Raw genomic sequence first — 21072 nt, forward strand, 5'->3', positions numbered from 1 at the left:
CCGGGTCGTGTGAACACGCGGAACCCGGGCGTTCGGGGAATCCACAGTGGACCGGAGCGAAGGTGCCGGACCGGCCCGGCGCATTCCGGGTGATTCTTTCCGGCGTCGGGAAAAATGCCGGGGGAATAGTTGCCGCATCATTCGGTATTCCGCTCCGCGTTAATGCCGTGACGGGCCGGGTTATGTGGTCGATTTTACCGTCACGACACTTGGTGTTGGCGTCCGGGAAACGGCGCACCCGCCGGACGGAGTGGTCCGGTGCGGGCAGTCCCACTGCGTCCACCGGGTGAGATGGCTTGCCCCGTCCGGAGGTGTGGACCACTGCGACCAGGGTGTATGGCCGTCGTGGCGGGCTATTGGCCGCTGTACAACAGATATCCCGTGCCCGATCCCGGCCCGTGGTACGTGACGGCCGCGTTAAATTCTTGCGTCTCCAGCCTGGTCCATCCCGAATTTTCTGCACCGCCGCGACGAATTCGCGGTGGGTTGTTGACGGAACGGGGTGAACGCGCTTAAGTACTCCCCGTTACCCCATCACCCTTTCGGTTGTAGCGGGAGTTCCCATGCGTGTCTCGAAAGACGACCGCGAACCGGCGCTGCCGGTCGTCGCCGTCTCGCCGCTCGCGTGGCCCTCGGCGCGCGGGGTCGCGGCCGCCGCGCGCGGTGGCGGGCTCGGCGTCCTCGACCTGACCGGCCCGGCGAACCCGGCGTCGGAAGAGCTGGCTTTGCTGGCGGAATGGGGGATCCCGGCCTTCGGGGTCCGGCTCGCGCGCCCGCCCGCGGGCGCGGAACTGCCCGAAGCCGCGGGCACCGTCCTGCTGACCGAGGACTCGCCGTGCACCGCGCGCGACTTCCCGGGCCGGCGGGTGCTGGCCGAGGTCACCAGCCGCGCGTCGGCCGCGCGGGCGGTCGCCGGGGGCGCCCACGGCTTGATCGCCCGCGGTCACGAGTGCGGCGGCCGGACGGGTGAGCTGAGCACTTTCGTGTTGCTGCAAGCGTTGCTGGCCGACGACACCGTCCCGGTCTGGGCGGCGGGCGGGATCGGCCCGCACACCGCGGCCGCCGCGATCGCGGGTGGCGCGGCCGGCGTGGTCGTCGACACCCAGCTCGCACTCCTGCCGGAGGCGGAACTGCCCTCGGCGCTCACCACCGCCGTCACCGGCCTCGACGGCTCGGAGACCGTGGTCGTCGACGGCGTCCGCGTACTGTCCCGCCGCGGCACGGCCACGCCGATCGAAGCAGGTCAGGACGTCTTTCTCGCCACCCGCTTCCGCGACCGCTGGGGCACGGTGACCGCGGCCGTGCGCGGCGTGCGCGAAGCGATCGGCGACGCGCTGCGCGCGGACGTCACCGTCCTCGGCCCGGACACCGCGGGCAGCCGCGCGTTCGGCACCACCCTGCCCGTCGCGCAGGGCCCGATGACCCGGGTGAGCGACCAGGCCGCGTTCGCCGCCGAGGTCGCCGCGGGCGGCGCGCTGCCGTTCATCGCGCTCGCGCTGTCCGGTCCGGAGCAGACCCGCGAAGTCCTGGAACGCACCCGCGAAGCGGTCGGCGGTGCGCCGTGGGGCGTCGGCGTGCTCGGCTTCGCCGCCGACGACGTCAAGGCCGCGCAGCTCGAGGTGATCCGCGAGCTGCGGCCCACGCACGCGATCATCGCCGGCGGCCGCCCGGCCCAGGCCACGGCACTGGAAGACGTCGGCATCAGCACCTTCCTGCACGTGCCGGCACCCGGGCTGCTCAAGCAGTTCCTCGACGCCGGCGCCCGCAAGTTCGTCTTCGAAGGCTCGGAGTGCGGCGGCCACGTCGGCCCGCGCACCAGCTTCCCGCTCTGGGAGGCCCAGCTCGGTGTCCTCGGCGACTTCCTCACGACGACCCCGGACGCCGCCGCGGAGCTGCAGATCCTGTTCGCGGGCGGGATCCACGACGAGCGCTCGGCCGCGATGGTCGCCGCCCTCGCCGCGCCGGTCGCGGTCCGCGGCGCCGCGGTCGGTGTCCTCATGGGCACCGCCTACCTCTTCACCCACGAGGCCGTCGACGCCGGGGCCGTCCTCCCGCTGTTCCAGCGGCAGCTGCTCGAAGCCCGGCACACCGACCTCCTCGAAACCGCGCCGGGGCACGCCACCCGGTGCGTCCGCAGCCCGTTCACCGAGGAGTACGCGGCGCTCAAGGCGGAGCTCGCCGAGCGCGGCGTGCCGAGCCGGGACGCCTGGGAGCAGCTGGAAACGCTCAACGTCGGGCGGCTTCGCCTGGCGAGCAAGGGCATCGAGCGCGTCGGCGCCGAGCTGCGCGAGGTCGGCGAGGACCGCCAGCTCACCGAAGGCATGTTCATGGCCGGCGAAGTCGCCGTCCTGCGCTCGGCCGTCACCACGATCGCGGACCTGCACACCGCGGTCGGCGAAGGGGCGAACGCCTTCCTGCGCGAGCGGGCCGCCGCGTTCGGCGTCACGACGACGGAGCCGCCCGCACCCGAACCGCTGGACGTCGCGATCATCGGGATGGCCTGCATGTTCCCGCAGGCGCCGGACCTGGCGTCGTTCTGGGCGAACGTCCTGGCCGGCGCGGACGCCGTCACCGAGGTGCCGCCGCAGCGCTGGGACACCTCCCTCTACTTCGACCCCGAGGGCCAGGGCGAGAAAACGCCGTCACGCTGGGGCGGGTTCCTGCCCGAGATCGGCTTCGACCCGCTGCGCTACGGCATCCCGCCGTCGTCGCTGGCCAGCATCGAGCCGGTGCAGCTGCTGGCCCTGGAAGCCGCGCACCGCGCGCTCGCCGACGCGGGTTACGGCGAGCGCGCCTTCGACCGGGCGCGGACATCGGTCGTGTTCGGCGCCGAGGCGGGCAGTGACCTGTCCAACGCGATGACACTGCGCTCGGTACTCCCGTCCTACCTGGGTGAACTGCCGCCCGCGCTGGACGAACGGCTGCCGACGATCACCGAGGACTCGTTCCCCGGTGTGCTCGCCAACGTCATCGCCGGCCGGATCGCCAACCGCCTCGACCTGGGCGGGGCGAACTACACCGTCGACGCGGCCTGCGCGTCCTCGCTGACCGCCGTCGACGTCGCGTGCAAGGAACTGACCGCCGGCACCAGCGATCTCGTCCTGTGCGGCGGCGCGGACCTGCACAACGGCATCAACGACTACCTCCTCTTCGCCTCGGCCCACGCCCTTTCCCCGACGGGACGCTCGGCGACGTTCGACAGCGCGGCCGACGGCATCGCGCTCGGCGAAGGCGTCGCCTGCGTCGCGCTGAAGCGGCTGGCCGATGCGGAACGCGACGGCGATCGCGTGTACGCCGTGATCAAGGGTGTCGGCGCGGCGTCCGACGGGCGCGCGCTCGGCCTGACGGCGCCGCGGCCCGAAGGCCAGCACACCGCGCTGACCCGCGCGTACCGCAACGCCGGCGTCTCGCCCGCGCAGGTCGGGCTGGTCGAGGCGCACGGCACCGGGACCGTCGTCGGCGACCGGACCGAGCTGGGCACGCTGACCAAGGTGTTCACCGAGGCCGGCGCGGCCCCGGGCGGCTGCACGATCGGCTCGGTGAAGTCCCAGATCGGCCACACCAAGTGCGCCGCGGGCCTCGCCGGCCTGATCAAGACCGCGATGGCGCTGCACACCGGCGTCAAACCGCCGACCCTGCACGTGAAGTCGCCGAACCCGGCGTGGGACCCGTCGACCAGCCCGTTCGTGTTCCAGGCGGCGCCACAGCCGTGGGTCGCGCCGCCCGCCGAGCGGATCGCCGGGGTCAGCGCGTTCGGCTTCGGCGGCACCAACTTTCACGTCGTGCTCGGCGCGCACGACGGTGTCCCGCCCGCCCACGTCGGCGACGAGTGGCCCGCCGAGCTGTTCACCTTCGCCACGGACGCGGCGGTGCGGGACCTGCTCGCGCTGGCCGAGGACGTCCCCGCCGGGAAGCAGCCGTGGCGGCTGCGGGACCTCGCGCTCAGCGCGTCCCGCCGGGCCTCGGGGAAGGTGCGGCTCGCGGTCGTGGCGTCCACTGTGGACGAGCTGACCGGGTTGCTGCGTCAGGCGTTGTCCGGCTCCGACGCGCCTGGGGTGTACCGCTTTGAGGAGTCGGGCGAGGTCGCGGTGCTGTTCCCCGGCCAGGGGAGCCAGCGGCCGGCGATGTTCGCCGACCTGTTCGTCACGTTCCCGGAGCTGCAGCGCTTTCTGCGGCTCGACCCGGCCACCGCGTCGACGGTATTCGGTCCCGCTGTGTTCGGCGAACCGGCGCGGCAGGCTTGTGCGGATCGCGTCACCGACACCCGGGTCGCCCAGCCCGCGCTCGGCCTCGCCGGGCTGGCCGCGTTCCGGCTGCTGACCCGCGCCGGCGTCCGGCCCGCGATGGTCGGTGGCCACAGCTACGGCGAGTTGACGGCCCTGGCCGCGGCCGGCGCCCTCACCCCGGAAGCGCTGCTGCACGCCAGCCACGCCCGGGCCGAAGCCATCCTCGGCGCGATCCCGTCGTCGGACCCGGGCGCGATGGCCGCGGTCTCCGCGCCCGCCGACGAGGTCGGTGCGGTCGTCGCGGAACTGGGCTCTGTGGTCCTGGCCAACCACAACTCGCCCAAGCAGACGGTGATTTCCGGGCCGACGGCCGACGTCGAGAAGGCGGTCGGGCTGCTGCGGGCCGCCGGGCTCGGCGCGAAACGGATCCAGGTCGCGTGCGCGTTCCACAGCCCCCTGGTCGCGGCCGCGGGGGAGACGTTCGGCGAGGCGCTCGACGCGATCGGCGTCGTGCGGCCGTCGATCCCGGTGTACGGCAACCGCACGGCGGCGCCGTACCCGGACGACGTCCGCAGCGAGCTGGCCGCGCAGATCGGGTCGCCGGTCCGGTTCGTCGAGCAGATCGAAGCGATGTACGCGGCGGGCGCGCGCGTCTTCGTCGAGGCGGGTCCTGGCGCGGTGCTGGCGAAGCAGGTCACGGCGATCCTCGGTGACCGTCCGCATCGGACGGTCGGCTTCGAGCAGCCGGGACGCCGTGGACTGCCCGGGTTCCTCGACGCGCTCGCCCAGCTGGCGGCGTCCGGCGTGGCGATCGAGACGGCTTGGCTGTTCCGCGGCCGCGACGCCGTCGACGCGGCCTCCGTGCCACGGCCGAAGCGTCCCGGGTGGACGGTGGACGGCCACCTGCTCCGCACCGCGGACGGCACGATCCCGGCGGGCGCCCTCCAGCCCGCGGAACGGCTCCCGCAGGTCCTGGCGCCCGTCTCTCCGACGGCGGGTACCTCGGACGCGATGGTGGCGGACTTCCTGCGCACGAGCCGCGAGATGATCGCGGCCCAGCGCGACGTCCTGCTCGGTTACTTCGGCACCGACGTCCCAGCCCCCTTGGCCGCCCCGCCGGTGGTCGCGACGGTCGTCGAGGCGCTCCCGGTCGTGGTCCCGGAGGCTCCGGTTCTGTCGGTTTTGGACACGGTGATCGAGGTGATCGGGGAGCGAACGGGATACCCGGTGGACATGATCGAGCCCGGCCTCGATCTGGAAGCCGACCTCAGCGTCGACTCGATCAAACGCGCCGAGATCGCGGGCGAGCTGGCGTCGCGGCTGGGGCTCGACGCCGGTGCGGACGTGGAGACGTTCGCCAAAGCCCGGACGGCCGCGGCGATCGCGGAGCTGATCGGGCCGGGTGCGCCGCAGCCGGTCGTCGTGGCTGCGCGGTCCGTGCTGGACACCGTGATCGAGGTGATCGGGGACCGGACCGGCTATCCGGTGGACATGATCGAGCCTGACCTCGATCTGGAAGCCGACCTCAGCGTCGACTCGATCAAGAGGGCCGAGATCGCCGGGGAACTGGCCACCCGGCTTGGGCTCGACCCGGACGGTGACGTCGAGGAACTCGCCAAGGCCCGGACCGCCGCCGCGATCGCCGGGCTTGTCGGCGGGGCGGCCGAACCGTCGCGAACCGAGTCTGTCGGCAGGACCGCCGAACCGCCGCAGACCGCGCCGCTGCCGGTCGTCGGTGGGCCGGCCGAGCCGCGGCCGGTGATCGTCGCGCCGAAGCGCCTGGTCATGGCCGAGGTCGACCTCGCGCCCGCTGCCGCTCCCGAGGTCACCGGACGGAAGTTCCTGGTCCTCGGCGCCGGGCCGCTGGCCGACGCCGTCCGAACGCGGCTGATCGAGCTGGGCGCGACGGCCGAGATCGCCGACACGGTCCGGCCGGGGTTCGACGGTGTGCTCGACCTCGCGGAAGACGGGTCCGTGCTGCCCGCCGCGTTCCCCCGCTACCGTGACGCCCTCGCCGGGAACCCCGCCTGGCTGCTCACCGCCGGGCCCGGCGAAGGCCTGCGTGGCTTCTACCGCAGCGTCTCCCGCGAGTACCCCGACACGATCGCCCGGGTCGTCGAGCACCCGCGCGGCACCACCGTCGACGAACAAGCCGAAGGACTCGTCGCCGAGCTGTCCGCTGTGGACCGCGAGCCCGTCGTGGTCCGGGACGGCGAGCAGCGCCGCGGGTTCCGGATGACCGAACAGGACCTCGGCCTGCTCGGCAGCAGCGGCGCGGGCCCGGCCGGCGACGGGACCGCCGAAGCCACCGCGGCCGGGCTGGACCGCGACTCGGTCGTCCTGCTCGTCGGTGGCGCCAAGGGCATCACCGCCCGGTTCGCCGCGACGCTCGCCGCCGCGTCCCACTGCCGTCTCGAACTGGTCGGCCGGACGCCGGTGCCGACTGCCGAGGACGAATATCCGCAGGCCCGGGACGCCAAGGCGCTCAGGGCCGCACTGATCGCGAGCGGACTCAAGAGCCCGGCCGAGATCGAACGCGCCGTGCGCCGGATCCTCGGCGAACGTGAGGTCCGCGGGACGCTCGAGCGGCTCGAAGCCCTCGGCAGCCCGGTGCGTTACCAGTCGGTCGACATGCTCGACGCCGAGGCCGTGCACCGCGCGGTCAAGGAGATTCACGCCGAGCACGGCCGCCTCGACGGCATCGTCTACGCGGCCGGTGTCATCGAGGACAAGCTCGTCACCGAGAAGACGCCGGAGTCGTTCACCCGTGTCTACGGGACCAAAGTGGACGGCGCGAAGACCCTGCTGGAAGCGACGGCCGACCTGCCCGACGAGCCGAAGTTCGTCGTGCTCTTCGGCAGCATCGCCGCGGCGCTCGGCAACCGCGGCCAGTCGGACTACGCCGCCGCCAACGACGCCCTCGAATCCCTCGGCCACCGCTGGCCCGCCGGCCGCGCGGTGACCGTCCACTGGGGACCGTGGGCGCCGACCGGCACCAACGACGGCATGGTCACCCCCGAACTGATGCGCGACTACGCCCGCCGCGGCATCGGGCTGATCGACCCGGAGGAAGGCACCCTCGGCCTGCTGCGCGAGCTGGCCTGGGGCCGTCCGGAGACGTCCGCCGTCGTCTGCACCGCGTCGGGCTGGTGACGCGGATGCCGGATCCCGTGGCGATCGTCGGCATGTCGGTGCTGCTGCCCGGCGCGCCCGACCTGGACACCTACTGGAACAACCTCGTCGGCGGGGTCGACGCGATCACCGAGGTGCCGGCGGGGAAGTGGGACGGCGCGCACTACGCCCCGGACGCCGAGCGCCGCGCGGACCGGATCTACTGCCGGCGCGGCGGGTTCGTCGACGAACTGGCCGAAGTGGACGTCACCGGGTTCGGCATCATGCCGAACTCGATCCCCGCCACCGAGCCCGACCAGCTGATCGCGCTGCGCGTCGCCGCCCAGGCTCTCGCGGACGCCGGTGGCCCGGACCGGCTGCCGGCCGACCGCTCCCGGGTCGGCGTCATCCTCGGCCGTGGCGGTTACCTGACACCCGGCCTGGTCCGGCTCGACCAGCGCGTCCGCACCGCGAGCCAGCTCGTGCGCACCCTCGGCGAGCTGCTGCCGGAACTGGACGCCGACCGCCTGGACGCCGTCCGGCAGGCCTTCACCGACCAGCTCGGCCCGGAGGCGCCGGAGTCCGCGATCGGGCTGGTGCCCAACCTGGCCGCGTCCCGGGTGGCCAACCGCCTCGACCTGCGCGGCCCGGCGTACACAGTGGACGCCGCGTGCGCGTCCTCGCTGATCGCCGTCGACCACGCCGTGCGCGAACTCGCCACCGGACGCTGTGACGTCGTGCTCGCGGGCGGCGTCCACCACTGCCACGACATCACGTTCTGGAGCGTGTTCACCCAGCTCGGCGCGCTGTCGCCGACCGAGCGCATCCGGCCGTTCCACCGCGACGCCGACGGCGTGCTGATCGGTGAGGGCACCGGCGTCGTCGTGCTCAAGCGGCTCATCGACGCCCAGCGCGACGGCGACCGGGTTTACGCCGTGGTGACCGGAACCGGCGTCGCCTCCGACGGCCGGACCGCCAGCCTCGCCAACCCGGACTCCGGCGGCCAGGTCCGCGCCGTCCGGCAGGCCTGGGCCGCCGCCGGGCTCGACCCGGCGGAACCCGACTCCCTCGGCCTGCTCGAAGCGCACGGCACCGCGACCCCGGCGGGGGACACCGCCGAGCTGGCCACCCTCGCCGAGGTGTTCGGGGAGGCCGGGAGCGCGGTCATCGGCTCGGTGAAGTCGATGATCGGGCACACGATGCCCGCCGCCGGCGTGGCCGGGCTGGTCAAGGCCGCGCTCGCCGTGCACCACGGCGTGCTGCTGCCGACCCTGCACTGCGACGACCCGAACCCCGCACTCGGCAAGACCCGGTTCTCCACTTTGGACACCGCCCGGCCGTGGGAGTCGGCCGTGCGCCGCGCCGGGGTCAACGCGTTCGGCTTCGGCGGGATCAACGCGCACGTCGTGCTGGAGCAGGCTCCCGACCGCGCCACCCCGGTCGTCGTGCGGGAGGCCGAACGCGTGCTGCGGCTCGCCGCGCCGACCGTCGACGCTCTGCGGAACGTCCTTTCCGGACCGGACCGCGCGGTGCTCACCGCGCCGGAGGGCGCCGGGCCGGTGCGGCTCGGCATCGTCGATCCGACCGAGAAACGCCTGGCGCTGGCCCGCAAGGCGGTCGGCCGTGGACGGCCGTGGCGCGGTCGCAACGACGTCTGGTTCACCGACCAGCCGCTGCTCGGCCCGGGTGGCGGCAAGGTCGCGTTCGTCTTCCCCGGGCTGGAGGCGGAACTGGCCCTGAACTGCGGTGACGTCGCTCGCCACTTCGGGCTGCCCTGGCAGCACTCCGATGCCGAGGTCGGTGACGTCGGCCGCCAGGGCGCCGCCGTGTTCGAACTGGGCCGGCTCCTGGAAGCCGCGCTGCGCCGGATGGGCGTGACGCCGGACGCCGTGGCCGGTCACAGCCTCGGCGAGTGGACGGCGATGGCCGCGGCGGGCGTGTACGCGCCGGACGAGATCGACGCCTTCCTCGCCCGGTTCGACCCGGACACCCTGGTCGTGCCGGGCCTGGCCTTCGCCGCGATCGGCGCGTCCGCGCACCAGGTGCTCGCCGAGCTCGGCCGCCGCGACGACGTTGTGCTCTCCCACGACAACGCCCCCAACCAGGCGATGATCTGCGGACCGGCGGCGGCCGTCGAGGCCCTCGTCCAGATGTTCCGGGCCGCCGGGATCGTCTCCCAGGTCCTGCCGTTCCGCTCCGGCTTCCACACCCCGATGCTGCGGCCCTACCTCGGCCCGATCCGCGCGGCGGCCGAAGGCTTCACCCTGCACCCGCCGCAACTCCCGCTTTGGTCGGCGACGACGGTGTCGGAGTACCCGGCCGCCGAGGCCGGCGTCCGCGAGCTGTTCGTGCGGCACCTGCTCGAGCCGGTCCGGTTCCGGCCGCTGGCCGAGACGCTGCACGCGGCCGGGTTCCGGGCGTTCGTGCAGGTCGGCGCCGGTCAGCTCGGCTCGCTCATCGGCGACACCCTGCACGGCCAGGACCACCTGGTCGTCGCGGCGCACTCGCCGCACCGGCCCGGGCTCGCCCAGCTGCTGCGTGTCGCGACGGCGTTGTGGGCCGACGGCCTGGCCGTCGACGGCACGGCGCTGCCGGGACAGACCCGGGCTACGGCCCGCAAGGCCGTGAAGCTCGACCTCGGCGGGCACGTCATCAGCCTCGACGACCGGACCCGCGCCCAGGTCGGCGCCCGGCTGGGGGCCACGGTGGACGTCCTGGCCGGGAAGGGCCCGCTCGCCGCCGAGTTCGCCGCGCTGCTGCAGGACACCGCGAACCTGGCGTCCACTGTGCTCGGTGGCCGGAAAACGCCGCCGGTCGAGCTGAACACCACGTGGGACGTCTCGATCGATTCGATGCCGTACCTGCTCGACCATTGCTTCTTCAAGCAGCCACCCCGGGCCGACCCGGCGGACCGCTGGCCCGTGGTCCCGGCCACCACCGTGATCGACCGCCTGATGGGATTCGCCGAGCAGGCCGCTCCCGGCCGCCGCGCGGTGGCAGTGCACGACGTCCGGCTCAACCAGTGGATCACCGCGATCCCGGCGGTCACCGTGCCGGTGCGCGTCGTCCCCCAGGGCCAGGACCGGGTACTGGCTGCGCTGGGCAGCTACTCCCAGGCCGTCGTCGAACTGGCCACCGCGTATCCCGCCGGTGCCCCGGCGCCGTGGCGGTTCGCGGCCGAGGAAGTGCCCACGACAAAGGCGGCCGAGCTGTACGACGACCGCTGGATGTTCCACGGCCCGCGCTTCCACGGGGTCACCGAGCTGACGGCCGTCGGCGAACGGCACGTCCGCGCGGTGCTCACCACCCCGGCCGCGCCTGGCGCGCTGCTCGACAACGTCGGCCAGGTGCTCGGCTACTGGATCATGTCCCGGCTGCCGGAACGCACCACCGTCTTCCCGGTCGCGATGCGCGAGATCCGGTTCCACGGCCCGCACCCGGCGCCGGGGGAGCGGCTGGAGTGCCTGGTCAAGATCACGTCCCTGACCGAGGAGTTCCTCGACGCCGACATGCAGCTCGTCTGCAACGGACAGGTGTGGGCCGAATTCACCGGCTGGCGCGACCGCCGGTTCGACAGCACCCCGCACATCCGCCAGGCCGACCGGACGCCCGAGCGCTCGACCCTGTCGAAGGAACAGCCCGGCGGCTGGGCGCTGGTCCACGAGCAGTGGCCGGACCTGGCGACCCGTGAGCTGATCATGCGGAACTACCTCGCCGGGCCGGAACGCGACGCCTACGACCGGCGGCCCCCGCGGGGACGTCGTCAGTGGCTGCTCGGCCGGATCGCGGCGAAGGACGCCGTCCGCCAGTTCCTCTGGGCCGGCGGGGAACCCGAGATGTTCCCGGCCGAGCTGCGCATCGGCAACGACGACGCGGGCCGTCCACACGCGACCGGAGCGTACGGCCGGGAGCTGCCGCCGGTGACGATCTCGATCGCGCACCGGGCTGAGGCCGGGGTCGCGATCGCGAGGTTCGGTCCGTGCGGGATCGACGTCGAAGAGATCGCCCCGCGGGCCGAGTCCACTGTGGACGCGGCCTTCGGCCCGGCTGAACGGGCGCTGTTCGAGGCGCAGGACGGCGATCCGGACGTCTGGTTCGCCCGGTTTTGGACCGCGAAGGAAGCCGTCGCGAAACTGCGCGGCACCGGGCTGCGGGGCGAACCTCGCGACTTCGAAGTCGTCGCTGCGGCTTCGGGGGAACTGACCGTCCGGGTGGCCGGGCACGACCACCACGTCCACTGCACCGAGACCGCGAACCCGCCGGGCGCGCCGCCGCGCCGGTACGTCGTGGCCTGGACCGAGGAGACGAAGGAGACCGCGGAATGAGCATCGAGACGACGGCCACCGGCGAGGCGGCGGTGCTCGCCCAGCTCAGTGGGATGCTGCGTGAGCTGCTTGAGGAATACGGCCTCGACGACGCGGAAATCACGATGGACACGACGTTCCACGACGACCTGGAGCTGGAGAGCGTCGACCTGGTCGCGCTGTCCGGGCAGCTGCGCGAGCACTACGGCGACCGCGTCAACTTCGCGACGTTCATCGCCGAGCGCGACCTGGACGAGATCATCGCGCTGACCGTCGGCGAGCTGGTCCGCTACATCGTCGCCTCGCTGCGGGAACGGCCATGAGCCGGATCCGCGCCGGTGAACTGGACGTCCACGTCCAGCGCCTGACCCCCGACGTCCCGCTGGACGGCGACGCGCCGATCGTCGTGTGCGTCCACGGCCTGCTCACCGACAGCCTCGCCAGCTACTACTTCACCCTCGGGCCTGCCTTCGCCGAGCGCGGTCTCGACGTGCTCATGTACGACCTGCGCGGGCACGGCCGCACGACCCGCCCCGAGAGCGGCTATCGCCTCGAATCGTTCGTCGTCGACCTGGTCGACGTCCTCGACGCGCTCGGGATCACCCGGCCGGTGCACGTCATCGGCAACTCGTTCGGCGGTTCGGTGGCCTTCGGGCTGGCCGCCGCCCGGCCGGACCGCGTCGCCAGCGTCATCGCCATCGAGGCCGAGCCGCCGACGGCCGACTGGACGCGGCACATGGCCGACGGCCTCGCCGACGCGAAGACCCGCCTCGCCATCGACGAGGTGATCGGCTGGATCAAGGACAACCACGGCGCGCACACCGCGCGACTGTCGAAGGCGGCCAACCGGATCCTGCAGACGACCACGATGGCCGAGGACATCCCGCGCAGCGCGACCATCGCCGCGGACCTTTCGGACGTCCACTGCCCGGTGTTCGCCCTGTTCGGCGGTGACTCGGGGCTGGCGGCGCAGGTGCCGCACTTCGAGGAGCACCTTGACCACTGCCGCACCGTCGTGCTGCCCGACCAGGGGCACTCGGTGCTGGTCGAGCGGACCGCCGAGACCATCGAGCTGATCTTCGAGTGGGTCCGCGACGTTTCCCGGCTCCCGGCCCGGGTGCGGTAGTGGCCCGGTTCCTCTTCGTCGTCCCGCCGCTGGTCGGGCACGTCAACCCGGCCGCCGGGGTGGCCGCCGAGCTCACCGCGCGCGGCCACGAGATCGCGTGGGCCGGGCACGACGAACTGCTGTGGCACCTGGCCGGCCCCGACGCGCTCGTGTTCTCCTGCGCCGTGCCGCCGGACGCGCCGGAGCGGCCACCCGAGCTGAAGGGGCCCGCCGCGCTGCGGTTCCTCTGGCAGGACTTCCTGATCCCGCTGGCCGACGCGATGGCACCCGGCGTCGCCGCAGCGATCGACGCGTTCGGACCGCACGTGGTCGTCGCCGACCAGCAGGCCCTCGCGGGCGGCCTGCTCGCCGACGCCCGCGGCCTGCCGTGGGTGACCTCCGCGACGACGTCCGCGGAGCTGGTCGACCCGCTCGCCGGCATGCCGAAGGTGGCGGAGTGGGTGGCGGACCTGCTCGACGGGCTGCGCGCGCGGATCGGCGGCGGCCCGGCGGACCCCCGGTTCTCGCCGCACGGCGTGCTCGCCTTCACCACCCGCGAGCTGCTCGGCGCGGCGGTGCTGCCGCCGAACGTCCGGCTGGTCGGGCCGTCGATCACCGGTCGTCCGTCCACAACGGACTTCCCGTGGGAGTGGCTCGACCCGTTGCGCCCCACGGTGCTCGTCTCGCTCGGCACCGCCAACACGGACGCGGGCACGGGATTCCTCGCCGCGACGGCGGAGGCGTTCGCCGGCCTGGAAGCGCGCGCGGTGGTCGTGGACCCGGGTGGCGTGCTCGGTGCCGTCCCGCCGAACGTCCTGGTGTGCCCGCGGGTCCCGCAGCTCCCGCTGCTGGAGCGGGTCGACGCGGTGCTGTGCCACGCGGGGCACAACACGGTCTGCGAGACGCTGTGGCACGGGCTGCCGCTGGTCGTCGCGCCGATCCGCGACGACCAGCCGATCGTGGCCGCCCAGGTGGTCGCGGCCGGCGCGGGCGTCCGCCTGCGGTTCGGCCGGGCCGACGCCACCCGCATCGCGGCGGCGGTCGAAGAGGTGCTGACCGAAGCGTCGTACCGCCGGGCCGCGGAGAGGCTGTCGGCGTCCTTCCGCGCCGCGGGCGGCAGCCCGGCCGCGGCCGGGCACCTGGAGCAGCTCGCGCTGGAAAGCCTGGCGCATCTGCGGCCTTGAAAGTTGTTATTTACACGAAAAAAATGGCCGGGTTACGGTGTCCGGCATGACTGTTTCCGTATGTACCGCCGAGGAAGTTCCCCAGTTCGTCGTGTCGGTGGCGGGGTTGTTCGCCGAGGACGCCGGCCGCCACGACCCGTTCATGGACACCGGCTGGCCGGCCCGTGAGGGCGAGGCCTACTACGCCGACCTCGTCAAGGATCCGGCCGCCCTCTTGCTGCTGGCGCCGGGTGGCGGTGGCCACCTGGTCGGGCGGCTGCGCCCGCCGAACCCGCTGCGGCCGGGCGCGGTGACGGCGGAGCTGGAGAGCCTGCGGGTCGACGCCGGCCACCGGCGTGCCGGGATCGGCGGCGAGCTGGTGGCCGCGTTCTTCGCCTGGGCGAAGGAAAACGGGGCGAACGAGCTGCGGGTCAAGGCCTTCGCGGCCAACGCGGGCGCGCTGGAGTTCTACCGCGCGCAGGGCTTCGAGCCGTTCGACGTGACGTTGCGGCGCACCCCCTGAGCGGTACTCGGGCCACGGGAATCGCCCGGCACGCGGCGCGTCGGTTCGGTCGCTGACGCGGACTACGGCCGGGCGCCGATCAGGCGGTGCTACAGCCGGTTCGGCGCGGTCGACGGCCTGGTGAACAACGCGGCGGTGGGCTACCACGCGCCGCGGCCGCGAAGGTCATGCACGCGCAGCGGCGGCGTCATCGTGAGGTCCGGGTCCATGGCCGGGCAGCGTGGGGCGGCCGCCTACTCGGCGTCCAAGGGCGCGGTCGCGTCGATGACGTACTCCTGGGCCGCCGCCCCGCGAGCGCTGGACGCTCACCGATCACCGGAACGAGTGACGATCCACAGTGGACCCCGCGCCGGCCGCTCGCGCGCACTAGCTTGGGAGGCCGAGCGAGGGAGGGTGCCATGACGGCCACCGCGGAGGTCGCCCACGAGCCGGCACCCCCACAGCTGAGCAAGGGGCGGGTCAACGCCGTCTTCGGCGCGGTGCTGCTCGGGATGCTGCTGGCCGCGCTGGACCAGACCATCGTCGGGACGGCGCTGCCCACCATCGTCGGCGACCTCGGCGGTGCCGGGCACCTGTCCTGGGTCGTCACGTCCTACCTGCTGGCCGAGACGATCATGACCGTCGTCGTCGGCAAGCTCGGCGACCTCTTCGGCCGCAAGCTGATGTTCCAGCTGTCGGTGATCGTGTTCGGCATCGGCTCGTTCTGCGCCGGGTTCGCCGACAGCATGGTCTGGCTGATCGTCTGGCGCGCGGTGCAGGGTCTCGGCGGCGGCGGGTTGATGGTCACCTCGACCGCGCTGATCGCCGACGTCGTCCCGCTGCGCGAGCGCGGCAAGTACCAGGGTGTGCTCGGGTCGGTGTTCGGCGTGGTGACCGTCGCCGGCCCGATGCTCGGCGGGTTCTTCGTCGACCACCTGTCCTGGCGCTGGGCGTTCTACGTCAACCTCCCGCTGGTCATCGTGGTGCTGATCGTCGCGACCTCGGCGATGCCGAACGCGCGCGCCGCGGTCAAGCCGGTGATCGACTACCTCGGCATCCTGCTCATCGGCCTCGCCGCGACCGGGCTGACGCTCGTCACGAGCTGGGGCGGCACGCAGTACGCGTGGGGCTCGCCGACGATCATCGGGATGGCGGTCGGCTCGCTGATCCTCCTCGCGGCGTTCGTCTTCGTGGAGCTGAGAGCCGAGGAACCGATGCTGCCGATGCGGCTGTTCCGGAACCCGGTGTTCACCGTCGGCGGGATCATGAGCTTCGTCGTCGGCTTCGCGATGCTCGGCGCGCTGTCGTACCTGCCGACGTACATGCAGTACGTCCAGGGCACGTCGGCGACGACGTCGGGGGTCCGGCTGCTGCCGATGGTGCTGGCGCTGCTGGTGGCGTCGATCGCCGCGGGCAACGCCGTCAGCAAGACCGGCCGGTACAAGATCTTCCCGCTGGTCGGCGCCGCGGGCATGACGATCGGGCTGTACCTGCTCTCGCGGCTCGACACCGACACCGGGTTCTGGGAGGCGTCGGCGTACATGGCCGTGCTCGGCCTGGGCATCGGGCTCGGCATGCAGGTGCTGACCATCGCCGTGCAGAACACCGTCGACTACGCGGACCTCGGCGTCGCCACGTCCGGCGTGACGTTCCTGCGCTCGATCGGCAGCTCGTTCGGCGCGGCGATCTTCGGGACGGTGTACGCCAACCAGCTGGCCCCGAACCTGGCTGCTGCGGCCGCCGCCCATCCGCTGCCACCCGGCGTCGATCCACGGGTGACGCAGATCCCGAGCGCGCTGCACGCCCTGCCGGACGCGGTGTCGGCGCCGGTGATCGAGGCCTACAGCGACTCGCTGCACGTGGTGTTCCTCGCCGCCGCCCCGGTCGGGCTGGTCGCGTTCGCGCTGGCATTCTTCCTCAAGGAGGTCCCGCTGCGCGACACCGCCCGCGCCGCGGCGCCCGACCTCGGTGACGGGTTCGCGATGCCGGAGGCCCGCACGGACGACCGTGAGCTGGAACGCGCCGTCGCGACGCTCTTCTTCCGCGAGCGCCGCAAGGTCGCCCCGGCGATCGTCGAACGGGCCGGCAGCGACCTCGACGAGGGTGGCATCTGGTGCCTGCTGCAGGTCCACCTGCGCGAACGCCGGGGCGAGCCGGCGACACTTCGGGCGATCGGCGAGCACTTCGGTGTGCCGGCCTCGGTGCTCGAACCGGCGTTCAACCGGCTGGAGCTGACCGGGCACCTGCGCTACAACGCGGGCTGGGCCCTCACGGACGCAGGCCGCGAGGAGTTCGCCAAGGTCGTCCGGGCGTGGCACGACTGGCTGGCCTCACGGCTGGGCGACTGGGGCACGGGCGACCGCGCCGAACTGGACGCGTCCAGCAGCCGGGTGGCCACCCGCCTGCTGGACCAGAGCACGGAGGTCCGCGCCTACGGCCGCCACGCCCTGGCCTGACGCCCACCCGAGTGACGCTTTGCGCCGCAAAGCCGCACTTTCGCTAGGAAAGATGCGTCCAGGCGGCCTTCAGACGCATCTTTCTCAGCGAAAGTGGCGTCCGGGCGGTCACCGGGGGCGGCGCATTCGGGTGACAGCCCGGACGTCACTTTCACGTGAAAGTGCCGTCAGCGGCGCCAGAAGTCGTGCGGGGTGTGGCCGGGGCGGAAGCCGCAGGACTCTGCCATGGCCGCCGCTGTCGTGAAGCCGTGGCCGACCAGGGCCGGCTCGTGGGCGTCGCTGCCGAACGCGACGGCCTCGCCGCCCAGCTCGAACCACCAGCGGACCACCTCGCCCGGCAGTGGGACCTTCGTGTTGACCTCCAGCGCGCGTCCGCTGCCGGACAGGGCCCGCAGCACGGTGCGGAACTCCTCTTCGAAGTCGGCGACCACGAACGGCGGGCCTTCGGCGGGCCAGGAGCGCAGGGCGTAGTCGATGTGCGCCAGCACGGCGAAGTCGGCCGTCGACTCGGCCAGGCCCAGCACTTCCGTCAGGTACGCGCGCAGGATCTCGCCCGGCGGGCGGTCCGTCACCACGGTCAGCTCGTGGTGGTGTCCGTCGTCGCCCGGCAGGGAGTGCACCGACCCCAGCACGCGGTCGAAGGAGTGGGACGCGAGCAGGGCGTCGGCACGCGAGCGGTGCCAGTGCGGTTCGCTCAGCTCCACTCCGGACAGGATCCGCAGGTCCGGGAACCGGTCGCGGCATTCCTCGACCGCCGCCAGGTAACCCGGGACGTCGAGGTCGGGCGGCTCCAGGACACCGTCCGGGCGCAGGCGCACCCGGAAGTGGTCCGGCAGCAACGACCGGATCGGCTCCGGCATCAGCCACGGCGTGAGGTCGGCGTGCTCGGTGAACGCGACCGACGGCAATCCCAGCTCGAGCGCCCGTTCGCAGGAGCCGGTCATCGACCCGGTGACCGTGTCCCAGGACCATTCGGTGTGGACATGACCGTCCGTCGGCAGGCTCACCGGATCACCGTAACGCCGAATTTGGGCTAGCGTCTGGTGCTATGGCGCAGAAGGCGGTGGAGCTGGAAGTCGGGCCGCACACGGTGCGGATCTCGAACCCGGACCGGGTGTACTTCCCGGCCCGCGGCGAGACCAAGCTCGACCTGGTCAACTACTACCTCTCGGTGGGTGACGGCATCGTCAACGCGCTGCGCGAGCGGCCGTGCATGCTGCACCGCTTCCCGTCCGGCGTGGCGGGGGAGAAGGTGCACCAGAAGCGTGTCCCGAACGGCGCGCCGCCGTGGCTGGAGACCGTGCGGGTGACCTTCCCGCGGTACAACCGGCACGCCGACGAGCTGTGCGTCACCGAACTGGCGCACGTGGCCTGGGCGGTGCAGATGTCCACAGTGGAGTTCCACCCGTGGAACTCCCGCCGCGCCGACACCGAAAAACCCGACGAGTGGCGCATCGACCTCGACCCGATGCCCGAGTGCGGTTACGACCGCGTCCGCCGGGTCGCGCACGTGGCGCACGAGATCCTCGACGAGCTGGGCGCGGTCGGCTGGCCCAAGACGTCCGGCGGGCGCGGGCTGCACGTCTACGTCCGGATCGAGCCGCGCTGGGGGTTCCAGGACGTCCGCCGCGCCGCGCTGGCCTTCGCCCGGGAGGTGGAGAAGCGCGCCCCGGACGAGGTGACCACGACCTGGTGGCGCAAGGACCGCGACCCGCGCACGCTGTTCGTCGACTACAACCAGAACGCGCGCGACCACACGATCGCCAGCGCCTACTCGGTGCGCGGCAACCCGGAGGGCACGGTCTCAACCCCGATCCGATGGGACGAGATCGACGACGCCGAGCCCGGCGACTTCACCATCGCGACCGTCCCGGCCCGCTTCGCCGAGCTGGGCGACCTCCACGCGGGCATGGACGACGCGGTGTTCTCCCTCGAAACGCTGCTGGAGTGGGCCGACCGAGACGGGGTCGAAGAACCACCCGAAGACTGACGTATTTCCGGGCCGGCTCGCGGCTCCGCCCGGTGTGAAGATCGTGCTGTCCGGTGTGGACACCGGCGCGTGGAGCCTGGTCGCGCTGCAGGTGATCCTCGAACGCGAAGGCCACGTCGTGCGCGTGTCGGCCGACCCGCTCGGGGCCTGCCGCCGGGAACGTCCGGACTGCCTGGTGCTGTCGACCGCGCTCGGCGATCCGGGGCTGGACGTGCTTCGCGGCGTGCGCGCCGACTCCGCACTGGCCGGGATGCCCGTGGTGATCGGCGGCCGCTTGCGGACCACCCGCGAGGCACTGCTCGCCCTCGGCTACGACGACGCGTTCCCGGTCGCCGCCACGGATCCCGGGGGAGCCGTGGCGGCGTTGCGGGCCTATCTCGCGTGTCAGTCGAGGCGCTCGATGATGGTCGCGTTGGCGAGGCCGCCCGCCTCGCACATCGTCTGCAGGCCGTAGCGGCCGCCCGTCTCCTCCAGCACCGACAGCAGCGTCGTCATGAGGCGGGCGCCGCTGCCGCCGAGGGGGTGGCCGATCGAGATCGCGCCGCCGTGGACGTTGACCTTCGCCAGGTCGGCGCCGATCTCGGCCTGCCAGGCCAGCACCACACTCGCGAACGCCTCGTTGACCTCGAAGGCGTCGATGTCGGACACGCTGAGCCCGGCCCGGTCCAGGACCTTGCGGGTCGCCGGGATGACGCCGGTGAGCATGTACAGCGGGTCGTCGCCGACGACGGCGAAGTTCCGGATCCGGGCGCGCGGGCGCAAGCCGAGCGCCGCGGCCGTCTCGCTGCTGGTGATCATGAGGGCGGCGGCGCCGTCGTTGATCGGCGAGGAGTTGCCCGCCGTGACGCGCCAGTCCAGCTCCGGGAAGCGCTGCTCCCACACGTCGGCGCGGAACGCGGGCTTCAGCCCGGCGAGGATCTCCGGCGTGGTGCCAGGCCGGACGGTCTCGTCGGTCGTGACGTCGACGAGGACGCCGTCGGGACCGAGTGCCTTGAGCGGCGCGACCTCGCGGGCGAACTTGCCCTCGGCCCACGCCTTCGCGGCGCGCTGGTGGCTTTCGGCGGAGAACGCGTCGAGCTGTTCCCGCGTCAGGCCCCACTTCGCGGCGATCAGCTCCGCGCTGATGCCCTGCGGCACCAGGCCGTCCGGGTAGCGCGCGGCGACCTGCGGGCCGAACGGGTCGCGCCCGGCGACCTGGCTGCCCATCGGCACCCGGCTCATCGACTCGACACCGGAGGCGATCACGAGGTCGTAGGCGCCGGCGAGGACACCCTGCGCGGCGAAGTGGACGGCCTGCTGGCTGCTGCCGCACTGGCGGTCGACGGTCACCGCGGGCACCGACTCCGGCAGGCCGGCGGCGAGCGCGGCCCAGCGGGCGGTGTTCATGCTCTGCTCGCCGATCTGGCCGACGGCGCCGCTGATCACGTCGTCGATCCGGGCCGGGTCGACGCCGGTGCGCTCGACGAGCGAGCGGAGGGCGTGGGCGTGCAGGTCGACCGGGTGCACCCCGGCCAGCTTCCCGTTCGGCTTGCCCTTGCCGATGGGGGTCCGTACCGCGTCGACGATCACCGCGTCCGTCATGGCGTCTGCCTCCTCGCAGATCGGGGGATGTGTCCGGTATACGCGGGGTGAGTTGGATTGCACAACTCGCTTGTCCGGTAGGTCACACACCTTGACGTGCTAGGTTGGATTTTCAACCCCAGGAGGTGACGTCGTGCGGCGTGGTCGTGAGTGCTCGGTGGCGGAGGCCCTCGAGGTCGTCGGCGAGCGGTGGAGCCTGCTCGCCCTGCGCGAGATCATGCTGGGGGAGCGGCGGTTCAACCAGATCGCCGAGAACACCGGCGCGAGCCGCGACATCCTGGCCGCGCGGCTGCGCAAGCTCGTCGACGCCGGCGTGCTCGAGAAGGTCCAGTACGAGGCGCACCCGCCGCGCCACGAGTACTACCCGACCGAGGCCGGCCGCGCGCTGCAGCCGATCCTGCTGGGCCTGATGGCCTGGGGGGACAAGTACGTCCACCAGGGCGAACCGCCCACGCTGTGGCGCCACGCCTGCGGTGCCGAACTGCGCGCGGTGACGGTCTGCGAGCACTGTGGCGAGCCGGTCAACGCCCCGGGCACCCACGCGATCCGGCTGGGCGCCGTGCACTGACGTTCCGACCTCCGGTTCCCGGAAGGCCCCCTCGCGCTCGCGAGGGGGCCTTCCGACGTTTGGGCG

12 protein-coding genes are annotated in these 21072 nt (G+C 72.9%); 10 read left to right on the plus strand and 2 right to left on the minus strand.

From position 1 onward, the window contains the following. Positions 1 to 563 precede the first annotated feature (563 nt). From ACIOD2_RS03700 to ACIOD2_RS03730, 7 genes are all read left to right on the plus strand, one after another. Positions 564 to 7379, plus strand: coding sequence for an SDR family NAD(P)-dependent oxidoreductase (locus ACIOD2_RS03700; RefSeq protein WP_400533919.1), 6816 nt, complete (start codon positions 564 to 566; stop codon positions 7377 to 7379). 5 nt (positions 7380 to 7384) lie between these two features. Continuing rightward, positions 7385 to 11662, plus strand: a complete 4278-nt coding sequence (locus ACIOD2_RS03705; RefSeq protein WP_400533921.1) for a beta-ketoacyl synthase N-terminal-like domain-containing protein — start codon at positions 7385 to 7387, stop codon at positions 11660 to 11662. After that, positions 11659 to 11964, plus strand: a complete 306-nt coding sequence (locus tag ACIOD2_RS03710; protein WP_400533924.1) for an acyl carrier protein — start codon at positions 11659 to 11661, stop codon at positions 11962 to 11964. The genes ACIOD2_RS03705 and ACIOD2_RS03710 overlap by 4 nt, the downstream gene beginning before the upstream one ends. After that, on the plus strand, positions 11961 to 12767 hold the full coding sequence (locus ACIOD2_RS03715; protein ID WP_400533927.1) for an alpha/beta fold hydrolase: 807 nt from the start codon (positions 11961 to 11963) through the stop codon (positions 12765 to 12767). The genes ACIOD2_RS03710 and ACIOD2_RS03715 overlap by 4 nt, the downstream gene beginning before the upstream one ends. Continuing rightward, positions 12767 to 13930, plus strand: a complete 1164-nt coding sequence (locus ACIOD2_RS03720; protein ID WP_400533930.1) for a glycosyltransferase — start codon at positions 12767 to 12769, stop codon at positions 13928 to 13930. Before ACIOD2_RS03715 ends, ACIOD2_RS03720 begins: the two co-directional genes overlap by 1 nt. A gap of 46 nt (positions 13931 to 13976) precedes the next feature. Beyond that, positions 13977 to 14432: a GNAT family N-acetyltransferase gene (locus ACIOD2_RS03725; protein WP_400533933.1), complete on the plus strand. Its 456-nt coding sequence runs from the start codon at positions 13977 to 13979 to the stop codon at positions 14430 to 14432. Positions 14433 to 14830: 398 nt separating this feature from the next. Continuing rightward, a complete protein-coding gene (locus ACIOD2_RS03730) occupies positions 14831 to 16867 on the plus strand; it encodes a DHA2 family efflux MFS transporter permease subunit (protein WP_400533935.1) in 2037 nt (678 codons plus the stop codon). Positions 16868 to 17034: 167 nt separating this feature from the next. On the opposite strand, the gene ACIOD2_RS03735 is transcribed toward ACIOD2_RS03730, so the two are convergent. Further along, entirely contained in the window at positions 17035 to 17874 is an 840-nt protein-coding gene (locus ACIOD2_RS03735) for a PHP domain-containing protein (protein ID WP_400533937.1), read from the minus strand. Positions 17875 to 17915: 41 nt separating this feature from the next. Between ACIOD2_RS03735 and ligD the strand changes: the two genes are divergently transcribed. Beyond that, positions 17916 to 18857, plus strand: coding sequence for a non-homologous end-joining DNA ligase (gene ligD / locus ACIOD2_RS03740; protein ID WP_400533939.1), 942 nt, complete (start codon positions 17916 to 17918; stop codon positions 18855 to 18857). 34 nt (positions 18858 to 18891) lie between these two features. Continuing rightward, the gene (locus tag ACIOD2_RS03745) at positions 18892 to 19311 is read left to right on the plus strand and encodes a hypothetical protein (RefSeq protein ID WP_400533942.1); all 420 of its coding nucleotides are present in this window, start codon (positions 18892 to 18894) and stop codon (positions 19309 to 19311) included. On the opposite strand, the gene ACIOD2_RS03750 is transcribed toward ACIOD2_RS03745, so the two are convergent. Then, positions 19242 to 20438, minus strand: a complete 1197-nt coding sequence (locus tag ACIOD2_RS03750; protein WP_400533945.1) for a thiolase family protein — start codon at positions 20436 to 20438, stop codon at positions 19242 to 19244. The genes ACIOD2_RS03745 and ACIOD2_RS03750 overlap by 70 nt on opposite strands. Positions 20439 to 20571: 133 nt before the next feature. Here ACIOD2_RS03750 and ACIOD2_RS03755 point away from each other — a divergent pair, with 133 nt between their 5' ends. Further along, complete coding sequence (locus ACIOD2_RS03755; RefSeq protein ID WP_326949498.1) at positions 20572 to 21006, plus strand: helix-turn-helix domain-containing protein; 435 nt, start codon at positions 20572 to 20574, stop codon at positions 21004 to 21006. Positions 21007 to 21072 lie beyond the last annotated feature (66 nt).

Source organism: Amycolatopsis sp. NPDC088138 (genome assembly GCF_044741685.1).
Lineage (GTDB): Bacteria > Actinomycetota > Actinomycetes > Mycobacteriales > Pseudonocardiaceae > Amycolatopsis.